The sequence below is a fragment of the Streptomyces bambusae genome (genome assembly GCF_019400985.1).
In the GTDB taxonomy this organism is placed as follows: Bacteria; Actinomycetota; Actinomycetes; order Streptomycetales; family Streptomycetaceae; genus Streptomyces; species Streptomyces bambusae_A.
Genome location: NZ_WTFF01000007.1, coordinates 34,086 through 46,278, shown reverse-complemented (window position 1 = coordinate 46,278; position 12,193 = coordinate 34,086). Strand labels below are relative to the sequence as shown.

At 71.0% G+C, this 12,193-nt stretch carries 13 protein-coding genes and 1 pseudogene; 6 read left to right on the top strand and 8 right to left on the bottom strand.

Features of this window, described 5'->3' with window-relative positions:
- Positions 1–57 precede the first annotated feature (57 nt).
- Together GPJ59_RS02330 and GPJ59_RS02325 are read left to right on the top strand one after the other, a co-directional pair.
- Positions 58–954: a LysR family transcriptional regulator gene (locus tag GPJ59_RS02330; protein ID WP_219664647.1), complete on the top strand. Its 897-nt coding sequence runs from the start codon at positions 58–60 to the stop codon at positions 952–954.
- A gap of 54 nt (positions 955–1,008) precedes the next feature.
- Positions 1,009–1,488 carry an NUDIX domain-containing protein gene (locus GPJ59_RS02325; protein ID WP_219664646.1) on the top strand — a complete coding sequence of 160 codons (480 nt, stop codon included), beginning with the start codon at positions 1,009–1,011 and terminating at the stop codon, positions 1,486–1,488.
- 9 nt (positions 1,489–1,497) lie between these two features.
- Here GPJ59_RS02325 and GPJ59_RS02320 read toward each other — a convergent pair.
- Positions 1,498–2,610: pseudogene (locus GPJ59_RS02320) on the bottom strand (globin domain-containing protein); the annotation flags it as partial.
- Between the two features lie 214 nt (positions 2,611–2,824).
- Positions 2,825–3,475 carry an HAD family hydrolase gene (locus GPJ59_RS02315; protein WP_219664644.1) on the bottom strand — a complete coding sequence of 217 codons (651 nt, stop codon included), beginning with the start codon at positions 3,473–3,475 and terminating at the stop codon, positions 2,825–2,827.
- Positions 3,476–3,623: 148 nt separating this feature from the next.
- Between GPJ59_RS02315 and GPJ59_RS02310 the strand changes: the two genes are divergently transcribed.
- Both GPJ59_RS02310 and GPJ59_RS02305 read left to right on the top strand, forming a co-directional pair.
- Positions 3,624–4,505: a GNAT family N-acetyltransferase gene (locus tag GPJ59_RS02310; RefSeq protein WP_219664643.1), complete on the top strand. Its 882-nt coding sequence runs from the start codon at positions 3,624–3,626 to the stop codon at positions 4,503–4,505.
- 17 nt (positions 4,506–4,522) lie between these two features.
- A complete protein-coding gene (locus GPJ59_RS02305; protein ID WP_219664642.1) occupies positions 4,523–4,993 on the top strand; it encodes a GNAT family N-acetyltransferase in 471 nt (156 codons plus the stop codon).
- Between the two features lie 83 nt (positions 4,994–5,076).
- Here GPJ59_RS02305 and GPJ59_RS02300 read toward each other — a convergent pair whose 3' ends face one another.
- Positions 5,077–6,465, bottom strand: a complete 1,389-nt coding sequence (locus GPJ59_RS02300) for a serine hydrolase domain-containing protein (protein WP_219664641.1) — start codon at positions 6,463–6,465, stop codon at positions 5,077–5,079.
- Positions 6,466–6,475: 10 nt separating this feature from the next.
- On the bottom strand, positions 6,476–7,963 hold the full coding sequence (gene dnaB / locus GPJ59_RS02295; RefSeq protein WP_219664640.1) for a replicative DNA helicase: 1,488 nt from the start codon (positions 7,961–7,963) through the stop codon (positions 6,476–6,478).
- 435 nt (positions 7,964–8,398) lie between these two features.
- Between dnaB and GPJ59_RS02290 the strand changes: the two genes are divergently transcribed.
- Entirely contained in the window at positions 8,399–9,736 is a 1,338-nt protein-coding gene (locus GPJ59_RS02290) for an MATE family efflux transporter (protein ID WP_219664639.1), read from the top strand.
- Positions 9,737–9,871: 135 nt separating this feature from the next.
- Here GPJ59_RS02290 and rplI read toward each other — a convergent pair whose 3' ends face one another.
- The 4 genes from rplI to rpsF all read right to left on the bottom strand — a co-directional run bounded on the left by rplI (position 9,872) and on the right by rpsF (position 11,561).
- Positions 9,872–10,318: a 50S ribosomal protein L9 gene (gene rplI / locus GPJ59_RS02285; protein WP_219664638.1), complete on the bottom strand. Its 447-nt coding sequence runs from the start codon at positions 10,316–10,318 to the stop codon at positions 9,872–9,874.
- Positions 10,319–10,336: 18 nt separating this feature from the next.
- On the bottom strand, positions 10,337–10,573 hold the full coding sequence (rpsR, locus tag GPJ59_RS02280; RefSeq protein WP_005315025.1) for a 30S ribosomal protein S18: 237 nt from the start codon (positions 10,571–10,573) through the stop codon (positions 10,337–10,339).
- A gap of 43 nt (positions 10,574–10,616) precedes the next feature.
- Positions 10,617–11,195, bottom strand: coding sequence for a single-stranded DNA-binding protein (locus GPJ59_RS02275; protein ID WP_219664637.1), 579 nt, complete (start codon positions 11,193–11,195; stop codon positions 10,617–10,619).
- Between the two features lie 75 nt (positions 11,196–11,270).
- Positions 11,271–11,561 (bottom strand): 30S ribosomal protein S6, encoded by a 291-nt coding sequence (gene rpsF, locus GPJ59_RS02270; protein ID WP_003956532.1) that lies wholly within the window; start codon positions 11,559–11,561, stop codon positions 11,271–11,273.
- A 266-nt stretch (positions 11,562–11,827) separates the two neighbouring features.
- Here rpsF and GPJ59_RS02265 point away from each other — a divergent pair, with 266 nt between their 5' ends.
- A complete protein-coding gene (locus GPJ59_RS02265; RefSeq protein ID WP_219664636.1) occupies positions 11,828–12,142 on the top strand; it encodes a hypothetical protein in 315 nt (104 codons plus the stop codon).
- The last annotated feature ends 51 nt before the right edge of the window (positions 12,143–12,193 follow it).

Sequence of the window (12,193 nt, the reverse complement as noted above, 5' to 3'; positions counted from 1 at the left end):
AGCGACAGGGACCTATCGACTTATTTATAGTTGAAGGCCTCATCGAGAGGGGCAGCCATGGACCTGGCCCTGCTGCGCACCTTTGTCGCCGTGCACCGGGCCGGCTCTTTCACAAGGGCCGCCGCGCTGCTCGGGCTGTCCCAGCCCGCCGTCACCTCGCAGATCCGCACCCTCGAACGGCAGCTCGGGCGCCCCCTGTTCCACCGCCGCGCCCGGGGCGTCACGCCCACGGCCATCGGCGACGAGCTCGCCCACAAGGCCGCCCCGCACCTCGACGCCCTGCTGGAGATCGCCGAGACCGAGCGCGAGACCGCCGGGCGCACCCGTACGCTGCGCGTGGCCGGGCCGCCCGAGTTCCTGTGCCTACGGGTGCTGCCGGCCCTCGCCCCGCTCGTCGGCCGGGGCCAGAGCCTGCGCGCCAGCCCGGTGGCCGGGTCCCAGGAGGCCCTGGACGGCCTCGCCGCGGGCCACCACGACCTCGCCGTGACCACCGCCCGCCCGCGCGGCGCGCTGTTCACGGCCACGGCCCTGTGCGACGAGGAGCACGTGCTGCTGGCCGCGCCGTACTGGGCGGCACTGGTCGAGCCGGGCGGGCTCGGCGAGAAGGGCCCGGCCGCCCTCGACGGCATCCCGCTCGTGGACGTCCACGAGTCCCTGCCGCTGATCGGGCGCTACTGGCACGCCGTCTTCGACGCCCCGCCCACGGCCGCGGCCACCGTCGTCGTGTCCGACCTGCGCGCGGTCCTGGAGTGCGTGCGCGCCGGCGCCGGACTGGCCGTACTGCCCCGCTACCTGTGCCAGGAGGCCCTGGACGCCGGACAGGCCGTGGCCCTGCTGGAGCCGGAGGTGGCGCCCCTGCGCACCTGGTTCCTCGCCGTACGGACCGGCGGTCTCGCCCTGGCTCATCTCGGCCGGGCGCACGAACTGCTGCTGCGCGCCGCTGCGAACTGGTGACGGTGACACGGAAAATCGCGTTTCAGAGGCGGAGTCCTGGGCCACTCTTCTCCCATGACCGAACGTCCCGTGGTCAAACGCACCGCCCGCGCGATCCTGCTCGACGGTGATGACCTGATCCTGATCAAGCGCACCAAGCCCGGCGTCGATCCGTACTGGCTGACGCCGGGCGGCGGCGTGGAGCCCTCCGACCCGACGGTCGTGGACGCGCTGCACCGCGAGATCCACGAGGAGCTCGGCGCCAAGATCACCGATGTGGTGCCCTGCTTCGTCGACACCGTCGAGCACATCACGGACGGCGGGGTCACCGGCGTGAAGGTGCAGCACTTCTTCGTGTGCCGGCTGGAGTCGATGGATCCGAGCCTGCGGCACGGCCCCGAGGTCGAGCAGCCCGAGGGCGAGTACGAGATCGTCCGGGTGCCGTTCAGCCGGGTCGGCATCGCCGCGGTCCATCTCGTCCCGCTGTCCCTGCGGCACTACCTGGACGGAAACATCGAGGGCGTCCGTGCCATGCACGCGCCCGACCTGGGCTGACTGCGGGTCTCAGCCGGCCACGCCGGCGAGTTCCTCCAGGGCGTCGTGGCGGATCCGCTCGCCGGGGATCCCGATCCGCTTGAGGGCGTCGATGCCGCTGCGGATCATCGCCGGCGGGCCCGATATGAAGGCGTCGTAGGAGTTCCACGGGCCGTGCTCGCCGATCGCCTGCGGCAGCTGCCCGGCCAGGCCGTCCCCCACCACGGGCCGTACCGACAGCCAGGGGTGCGAGCGCTGGAGGCCCAGCAGGGTGTCCTTGTCGTACAGGTCGCTGTCGCTGCGCGCCCCGAAGAACACCTCCACCGGACGGCGCTCCCCGTGCTCGGCGACGTCCTCGATCAGCGCCTTGATCGGTGCGATCCCGGTACCGCCGGCCAGGCACAGCATCCCGTTGTCGGTGGTGTGGTCCACCACCATCGAACCGGCCGGGGGCCCCAGGCGCAGCACGTCCCCGGGGCGCGCGTACCGCACCAGTGCGTTGGAGACCCAGCCCGCCGGGACGGCCTTCACGTGGAAGGAGAGCAGACCGTCCTGGCGCGGGGCCGAGGCGAAGGAGTAGTGCCGCCACACCCGCGGCCACCACGGGGTCTCCAGACTCGTGTACTGGCCCGCGAGGAAGGGGTACGGCTGGTCGGGGCGGACGGTGACGACGGCGATGTCCGGGGTGCGCAGGTCGTGGGAGACCACCTCCGCCTGCCACCAGGCCGGGGACCTGCGCTCGTCCTCCGCCGCCGCATCGATCATGATCTGGGAGATCGCGGTGTACGCCCGCACCCACGCGGCCTCGGTCTCCGGCCCCCAGGTGAGTTCCGCGTACCGGGCCAGAGCCGTGATCAGCGCCTCGCCCACCACCGGGTAGTGCTCGGGCCGGGTGCCGTACTTGCGGTGGCCGGTGCCGAGCCGGCGCAGGTACGGGCCGAGGACCGCGGGGTCGTCGATGTGCTCGGCGGCCGTCAGGAGGGCCTTGAGGAGCCGGTCGCGCTGCACGTCCATGGCCGCGGGGAACATACTGCGCAGTTCCGGGTGGCCGGTGAAGACCAGAGCGTAGAAGTACGAGGTCACCCTGTCGGCGACCGGGCCGATCTCGGCGAGGGTCCGGCGGATGAGTACGGCGTCGACCGAGGGTTCGACAGGCCCGCCCGCCGGGGATATCCGGGACACCTTCCGTCTGTCCGAACTGGTGGGCGGAGCGTCCATCGGTGCCTCGCTTCGAGCATCTCGGTCGGTCTGCACACGCCACGGCCTCGAATCCGTGGTCCGGAGTTCGCAATATGCCAGCCGGGGAAGCAGCTTGCGGGCAATTGCGGGAAATCCACGTTTCGAACCCACTTTCCCCTTAGGATGCGGCAACTCCGGGATGGGAAAGCCCCACCAGCCGATATGCCTCCCGGAGATCCCGGCCCTCGTACACATGAGTGGCGCGGGCCGCCAGATGCGGGCGCGCATTGACCGCCACGGACACCGGGACCGCCTCGAACAGCGCCGCGTCGGTCATCGAATCCCCGTACGCGACGCAGTCGGACCGGCGCACCCCGAACCGCGCGCACAGCCGGTCGGCGACGTCGACCTTGCCCTGCGGGCTCAGGATGCCCGCCAGGTCCACGGGCCGGGTGAACGGCACCTCCGGGAAGACCGAGCCGTGCGCGGCGTGCGCACCCCACTCCAGCAGCAGTTCCACGAAGAACGACGGGGACAGCGAGACCACGGCGCAGTAGTCCCCGCGCTCCCCGATCTCCTGCCACACCTCGCGGATCCCGGCCAGCCACGGGGCACCGTCGAAGGCGGCACGGACATGGGCCGGAGTCAGCTCGGCCCACAGCGCGTGCACGCCCGTCGCATACTCGGGCGGCCCGATCTCCCGTGCGCTGAAGGATCGCTCCAACTCCGCGATCTCCGCTTCCAGGCCGAGCTGGCGGGAAATCTCCACCGGCGCCGCCGAGCCGTGCATCAGCGTTCCGTCGAGATCGAAGAGGTGCAGGAGCGTCATGGCAGCTGAGGCTAGCCTGTCCGATTCGGCAGGGAAACGGCCGACGGGCAGCTGACGGGAAAGGCGTGTTTCACGTGAAACATCGGCTGAGAAGGATCCGTCGCCAAATCCTCTGGACGCCCCCGAGCTGATGATCCACTCTGGGCCGGTGACATCACCACAGCTCACCGACCTGACGATCCGTCCGCTCAGGGCAGGCGATCTCGTGCACTGCGCCGACCTCTCCGACGACCGGGGCTGGCCCCGCGAGGAGCACAAGTGGGGACTGCTCCTCACCGCCGGCACCGGCTACGGCATCGACGCACCCGACGGCCAGGGCCTCGCCGCCGCCTGCGTGATCACCTCCTACGGCACCTCCGCCACCGCCCCGGACCTCGCGGCCATCGGCATGGTCCTCGTCGCCGCCCGCTATGCCCGCCAGGGCCTGGGCCGCCGGCTGATGACCCATGTCTGCGACGACGTACTCAAGGGCGTCCCGCTCACCCTGCACGCCACGCCCTACGGCCAACCGCTCTACGAGGAGCTGGGCTTCGCCACCACGGGCCGGGCCGAGATGCTCCGCGGCGTTCTTCCGCCCGACGCCGTGCAGGAGGACGGCGCGCGTGTGCGCCCCGCGACCGCCGAGGACCTCCCCCGCATCCTGAACCTGGATGCCGAGGTGTTCGGCACCGACCGCACCCACATGATCACCAGACTGCCCGCCTTCGCCGACCACCTGCTCGTCGCCGAGGACACCCGGGGCCGGCTCACCGGCTACGCGGCCGCCTGGCCCAACATGGAGACCCATGTCGTGGGGCCCCTGATCGCCGAGGACACCGCGACCGCCCGGGCCCTGGTCGGCGCGATCGCGGCCAGGTCCGACCGGCCCCTGCGCACCGACGTCGACGTCCGCCATCACGAGCTGATCAGCTGGCTCAAGGACCACGGCATGGAATCGATCGCCTTCAACGCGGTCATGACCCGCTCCCTCCCGGGCCTGCCGGGTGACTGGACCCGCCGCTGGGCCCCGCTCACCGTGGCCGCCGGCTGAGAAAGGACCACCACCGCATGACCGGCATTCCCGCCGGCGACGGGCTCACGATCCGGCCCGCCGCCGAGGCAGACCTCCCCGCCATCGTCGCGATGCTCGCCGACGACCCGCTCGGCGCCACCCGCGAGTCCCCCGACGACCTCACGCCCTACCGGGACGCGCTCAAGGAGCTGACCGGGGACCCCCACCAGCACCTGGTCGTCGCCGAGCGCGACGGCCGGGTCGTCGGGACCCTCCAGCTCACCTTCCTGCCCGGCCTCTCCCGCAGGGGAGCCACCCGCTCCCTCGTCGAGGGGGTCCGCATCCACGCCGACGAGCGCGGCAGCGGTCTGGGCACGGTCCTGATGGAGTGGGCCATCGACACCTCGCGCCGCGCCGACTGCCAGCTGATACAGCTCACCTCCGACGCCAGCCGCACCGACGCCCACCGGTTCTACGAGCGCCTCGGCTTCGAGGCCTCGCACGTCGGATTCAAGCTCCAGCTCTGAGCTCCGCCGCCCGGCGCGCCGCCGCCTCGGCCCACGGATCCACCGGTGGGCCGGGCCGGCGGCGCGCCGGCGCCCTCGCGGCGCTACCGGCCGATCCCCCGCCAGCCGTCCGGGTCGACACCGCCGGGCACGGGCGCCTCGGCGTCGTAGGGCTCGCGCGTGAACACGAACGACGCCAGGTCCAGATGGCTCACCGAGCCGTCGGGGCGCCGCACCGCCCGCAGCGTCTCCCCCGCGAAGTAGCCCGCCAGGCCCGTCCACGTCCCGTCCCCCGCCGCCGCGAACCGCGCCGCCCGGCCGGTCGCCGCCACCGGGCCCAGCTCCAGCAGGCCGTCCGCCCGCAGGCGCAGCACGTGGGGCGCCGTCCCCCAGTACCAGGGGCCGGCCAGCTCCACCGCCACCGGATCGGCCTCCTTGAACGGGCGCCAGGGCTGCGGGATCCGCGGCTCCGCGTCCGCCACGATCCCCACCAGCTCCGCCGCCACCGTGGAGGCCGGCAGCCCGGAGGTGCAGTTGGCCAGCACCACCGCCGCCACGTCCTCCACCTCGCTCAGCCACAGCCCCGCCACGAATCCCGGCAGCGAACCGCTGTGGCCGGCCAGCAGCCGCTCTCCGGTGCGCGACAGCTGCAGGCCCAGGCCGTAGCCGGCCTCGGCCAGCCCCGGCTCCGGCGGCGACGCCGCCTGACGCATCTCCCGTACGGACTCCGCGCCCAGTACCCGTTCGTCGCCGCGTGCCAGGAACATCGCGAACCGTGCCAGGTCCCGCGTGGTCGACCACAGCTGGCCCGCCGGCGCCATCAGCCCCAGGTCCTGCGCGGGCTCCGGCATCATCACGTCCGCCCAGGGGTGCACCGCCCAGCCGTCCGCGTGCGGGGCCTGCGGCAGCATGCTGGTCCGCTCCAGGCCAAGCGGCAGGAGGACCTCCGCCCGCAGCACGTCCTCCCACGAGCGGCCGCGCACCGCCTCGACGAGCGAACCCAGCAGGGTGTAACCGGGGTTCGAGTAGTGGTGGCGCCGGCCGGGCCGGTGCCGGAAGGGCTCGTCGCCCAGGACGTCGGCCAGCTCGGGCCGCTGGCTGCCGGGCGTGCGCTCCCACCATTCCCCGGGCGTCTCCGCCCCCAGCCCGCCGGCGTGCGCCAGCAGCTGGGCGATGGTCACCTCTCCCGCGGCCGTCCCGGGCAGGTGCTTGTCCAGTGCGTCCCCGAGGTCGATCAGCCCCTCGTCGCGCAGCCGCAGCACCAGCACCGCCGTGAAGGTCTTGCTGATCGAGCCGATCCGGTACTGGACGTCGCCGTCCGGGGCGTGCCCGTCCACCATCGACCGGGCCCCCTCCCAGACGATCTCGCCGCCCCGGGCCACCGCCGCCACCAGGGACGGCGCCCGGCCTTCGCACTGGGCCACGGCGATCCGGTGCAGCAGCGCACGCCGGGTGGAGGGAAGGAGGGCCACATCTGCGGACGTGTCAGTCATGGCCGAGATGCTACGTGTTGGCCATGTCCACGAAGCGGGAGTAGTGGCCCTGGAACGCCACGGTGATCGTCGCCGTGGGGCCGTTCCGGTGCTTGGCCACGATCAGGTCGGCCTCGCCCGCGCGCGGGGACTCCTTCTCGTAGGCGTCCTCACGGTGCAGCAGGATCACCATGTCGGCGTCCTGCTCGATGGAACCCGACTCACGCAGGTCGGAGACCATGGGCTTCTTGTCGGTGCGCTGCTCCGGGCCACGGTTCAGCTGCGACAGCGCGATCACCGGGACCTCCAGCTCCTTCGCCAGCAGCTTGAGGTTTCGCGACATGTCGGAGACCTCCTGCTGGCGGCTCTCGGGACGGCGCGAACCGCCCGACTGCATCAGCTGGAGATAGTCGATCACCACGAGCTGGAGATCGTGGCGCTGCTTGAGCCGGCGGCACTTGGCGCGGATCTCCATCATCGACAGGTTGGGGGAGTCGTCGATGTAGAGCGGCGCCGCGGAGACGTCCGGCATCCGGCGGGCGAGCCGGGTCCAGTCGTCGTCCGTCATCGTGCCCGAGCGCATGTGGTGCAGGGCCACCCGCGCCTCCGCCGACAGCAGGCGCATCGCGATCTCGTTGCGGCCCATCTCGAGAGAGAAGATGACGCTGGGCAGGTTGCTCTTGATGGAGGCGGCCCGGGCGAAGTCCAGCGCCAGCGTGGACTTACCCATGGCGGGACGGGCCGCGATGACGATCATCTGGCCGGGGTGCAGGCCGTTGGTCAGCGAGTCGAGGTCGGTGAAGCCGGTCGGGACGCCCGACATCTGGCCGCTGCGCGAGCCGATCGCCTCGATCTCGTCGAGCGCGCCCTCCATGATGTCGCCCAGCGGCAGGTAGTCCTCGGAGGTCCGCTGCTCGGTCACCGCATAGATCTCGGCCTGGGCGCTGTTGACGATCTCGTCGACGTCGCCGTCCGCCGCGTAGCCCATCTGCGTGATCTTCGTGCCGGCGGCGACCAGGCGCCGCAGCACCGCCCGCTCGTGGACGATCTCCGCGTAGTAGGCGGCGTTCGCCGCCGTGGGCACCGACTGCACCAGCGTGTGCAGGTACGAGGCGCCGCCGATCTTGCCGATCTCGCCGCGCCGGGTCAGCTCGGCGCCGACCGTGATCGGGTCGGCCGGCTCGCCCTTGGCGTAGAGGTCGAGGATCGCCTGGAAGATCGTTTCGTGGGAGGGCCGGTAGAAGTCGTGGCCCTTGATCACCTCGACGACCTCGGCGATCGCGTCCTTGGACAGGAGCATGCCGCCCAGTACCGACTGCTCGGCGTCCAGGTCCTGCGGGGGGACCCGCTCGAAGCCGCCGCCGGCCGGGCCGTCGTCCCAGGAGCCGCCCTCACGGCCCCGCTCGTGCTGCTCCTCGCCGCGTCCGCGGCCCTCGCCCCGGCGGTGACGGGAGACGGGCAGACGGTCACCCGGACCGCTGTCGGCCCAGGGGTCGTCCATGGGCTCGGGGATGCTCACCGGGCCGCCTCCTCCCGTCCGCAGGGCGGACCTCGCCGTGTCCCTCTTTCTACGACACGGCTCTGACATGTGGGACGCCCGCACGGGCCGCTCGGCGCGTCGGGCAACGCACAACGGTAGGCCCGCGAGCGACGTCAGCCAATCTTGTTATCCACAGGCTGTGTGGATGAGATGTGGATGACCCGGCGAATGCTGTGGGTAAGTCGGTCCGACCTGTGCACGGACCGGGGGACGGCACTGTGGACAAAATCACCAGACCACCCCCTGCACCCAAGATGACCTGCGACTTCTCCTTCCACCGGCTGTGGGCGGGAAAAAATCTGGCGCAGTGCTGAAGATCCTCTCCGCACGGGTGGAACGCACGCCCGAGTAGCGGCCAAAGTAATGAGCACTAAGGGGTTGCATGTCTTACCTGTGGAAGATTGGATGAGGCGCATGGCACAGTCACCCACAGCGTCGAAGACCACCCCGAGACAGCACGACCGCGAGATCTTCGCCCTCGCCGTTCCGGCCTTCGGCGCGCTCGTCGCCGAACCCCTCTTCGTGATGGCCGACAGCGCCATCGTGGGCCACCTCGGCACTCCCCAACTCGCCGGCCTCGGGGTCGCGGCCGCCCTCCTCGGCACCGCGGTGAGCGTGTTCGTCTTCCTCGCCTACGCGACCACCGCGGCCGTCGCCCGCCGGGTCGGCGCGGGTGACCTCCAGGCCGCCATCCGGCAGGGCATGGACGGCATCTGGCTCGCCCTCCTGCTCGGCGCAGGCGTCGTGGCGGTCGTCCTACCCACTGCGCCCTGGCTGGTCTCGCTCCTCGGCGCCTCCGACACCGTCGCACCGTACGCGGTGACATACCTGCGGATCTCCGCCCTCGGCATCCCCGCCATGCTCGTCGTCCTCGCCGCCACAGGAGTCATCCGCGGCCTCCAGGACACCCGGACCCCGCTCTACGTCGCCATCGGCGGCTTCGCCCTCAACGCCGGGCTGAACGCCGCCCTCGTCTACGGAGCCGGTCTCGGCATCGCCGGCTCCGCCTGGGGCACGGTCGCCGCCCAGTGCGCCATGGCCGCCGCGTACCTGGTCGTGGTGGTACGAGGCGCCCGCGTCCACCACGCATCCCTGCGTCCCGACGCCGCCGGCATCCGCGCCTGCGCCCAGGCCGGGGCACCCCTGCTGGTCCGCACCCTCTCCCTGCGCGCCGTCCTGATGATCGCGACCGCGGTGGCCGCCCATCTCGGTGACGCGGACGTCGCCGCACACCAGATCCTGCTGGCCCTGTGGAGCCTGCTCGCCTTCGCGCTCGACGCCATCGCCATCGCGGGGCAGGCCATCATCGGCCGCTACCTCGGCGCGGACGACACCGAGGGGGCCAAGGCCGTATGCCGGCGCATGGTGCAGTGGGGCATCGTCTCCGGCATCGTCCTGGGCCTGCTGGTGATCGCCACCAGGCCCCTGTTCATCCCTCTATTCACCAGCGACCCCGCCGTCAAGGACGCCCTGCTGCCCGCTCTGCTGGTGGTCGCGGTCTCCCAACCGGTCTCCGGCATCGTGTTCGTCCTCGACGGCGTCCTGATGGGCGCCGGCGACGGCCCGTACCTGGCGTGGGCGATGCTGGTGACCCTCGCCGTGTTCGCCCCGGCCGCACTTCTCGTCCCGGTCTTCGGCGGGGGCCTGACGGCCCTGTGGTGGGCCATGACGCTGATGATGCTGGTCCGCATGGTCACCCTCCAGCTGAGGGCCCGGTCGGGCCGCTGGCTGGTCACGGGCGCCACGCGCTGATCGGTGTTTCACTGGGGGCACCCCCAGCGGTAGCTGGGGGAGAAACACCGATCCCGGTGAGCCCCGGCGGTTGGTTTCACGTGAAACACGACGAAGGGCCGCACCCCGGAGGATGCGGCCCTTCGTACGCAGCACTTAGGCGGCGACGACCTCGACGCCCAGCTTCGCGACGACCTCGGCGTGCAGACGCACGGAGACCTGGTGCGAACCGAGGGTCTTGATCGGCGAGCCCAGCTCGACGCGACGCTTGTCGACCTTCGGACCACCGGAAGCCTCGATCGCCGTGGCGATGTCGGCCGGGGTCACGGAGCCGAAGAGGCGGCCGGCGTCACCCGAGCGGGTGGCCAGGCGGACCTTCAGGCCCTCGAGCGTGGCCTTGACCTCGGTGGCCTGCTCGATGGTCGCGATCTCGTGGATCTTGCGGGCGCGGCGGATCTGCGCCACGTCCTTCTCGCCACCCTTGGTCCAGCGGATCGCGAAACCGCGCGGGACCAGGTAGTTGCGAGCGTAGCCGTCCTTGACGTCGACGACGTCACCGGCGGTGCCGAGGCCGGACACCTCGTGGGTCAGGATGATCTTCATCAGTCGGTCACCCTTTCCTTAGCGCGCGGTGGACGTGTAGGGCAGCAGCGCCATCTCACGGCTGTTCTTGACGGCCGTGGCGACGTCACGCTGGTGCTGCGTGCAGTTGCCGGTCACGCGACGGGCACGGATCTTGCCGCGGTCGGAAATGAACTTCCGCAGCATGTTCGTGTCCTTGTAGTCCACGTACGCGGTCTTGTCCTTGCAGAACGCGCAGACCTTCTTCTTAGGCTTGCGCACAGGCGGCTTCGCCATGGTGTTTCTCCTGTGTGATCAAGAAGTATGGGTACGGGCTGCCCTAGAAGGGCGGCTCGTCCGAGTAGCCGCCGCCGGAGCCGCCGGAGTTTCCACCCCAGCCACCGCCGCCGCCCTGCTGGCCGCCGGCGGGCGCGCTGGACGCCCACGGGTCGTCGGAGGGAGCTCCGCCGCCCTGCTGGCCGCCGGAGTTTCCACCCCAGCCGCCACCGCCGCCGCCCTGCTGGCCGCCGCCGTAGCCACCCTGGCCACCGCGACCGGAGGTCTTGGTGACCTTGGCCGTGGCGTTGCGCAGGCTGGGGCCGACTTCCTCGACGTCCAGCTCGAAGACCGTGCGCTTGACACCCTCGCGGTCCTCGTACGAGCGCTGGCGGAGCCGGCCCTGTACGACGACGCGCATGCCGCGCTGGAGCGACTCGGCGACGTTCTCCGCCGCCTGCCGCCACACCGAGCAGGTCAGGAACAGGCTCTCGCCGTCCTTCCACTCATTGGTCTGGCGGTCGAAGGTGCGGGGAGTGGACGCGACACGGAACTTCGCGACCGCCGCACCCGAGGGGGTGAAGCGCAGCTCGGGGTCGTCGACGAGATTGCCGACGACCGTGATGACGGTCTCGCCTGCCATGGATGAACCTCTCGGCGGGGATTGCTGCTGGCTGCTTGTACTACTCGGAACCGATTACCGCTGAACCGAAGGGGTTCAGTGGGTCTCGGGGCGGAGGACCTTGGTCCGGAGGACCGACTCGTTCAGGTTCATCTGGCGGTCGAGCTCCTTGACGACCGCAGGCTCGGCCTGCAGGTCGATGACCGAGTAGATGCCCTCGGGCTTCTTCTTGATCTCGTAAGCGAGACGACGACGGCCCCAGGTGTCGACCTTCTCAACCTTGCCGTTGCCCTCACGGACGACGGAGAGGAAGTTCTCGATCAGGGGGGCGACAGCGCGCTCCTCCAGATCGGGGTCGAGGATGACCATCACCTCGTAGTGACGCATGTGGAACCCACCTCCTTTGGACTCAGCGGCCACGGTCGTTCCGTGGCAGGAGGGTCGTGATGCGTGTTGCACGGTGTGCTCCGCCGGGAGGTCCCGTCAGGGCAGACACCTGTGCAGACCGTACAGAGTACCTGCTCCCGTCCTTCCGGTTGAAATCCGGCAGCGGAGGGCCACAATCTGTATGCATCGGGTGTGCGCGGTGCTATGCGGCCTGACCAGGCCGGCAAGGGCCCGCGGCACGTCTTCCTTCGCCGGGAGGTGCCCTCATGGCACAGGCATTCCGTCCCCAGACCGACATCGCTCTGCTGGCGACCGACCACAAGCGACATCCGATCCAGGACGTGCTGCTGGGGGTGACCCTGGTGTTCGGTGCCGTGGCGTTCGTCACGGCGTTCTTCTACAACCTGCACCTGCTGACCTCCTGGACGGGCCTGATCGGGATCGGCACGGGCCTCTACGGACAGTTCGTCTCGGTGACGACCCGCGAGCGATTCGCCTTGGTCATTGGGATCGGCGCCTCGGCGTTCGGCTTCCTCCTGGGCATGGCCCACGGCGGACTCTTCGGCGGCGTGCTCGGCTGACCGGGGCACCTCCGGGCAGGCCGCCCCCCGTCCCCCAGATGGGTGGCGGCC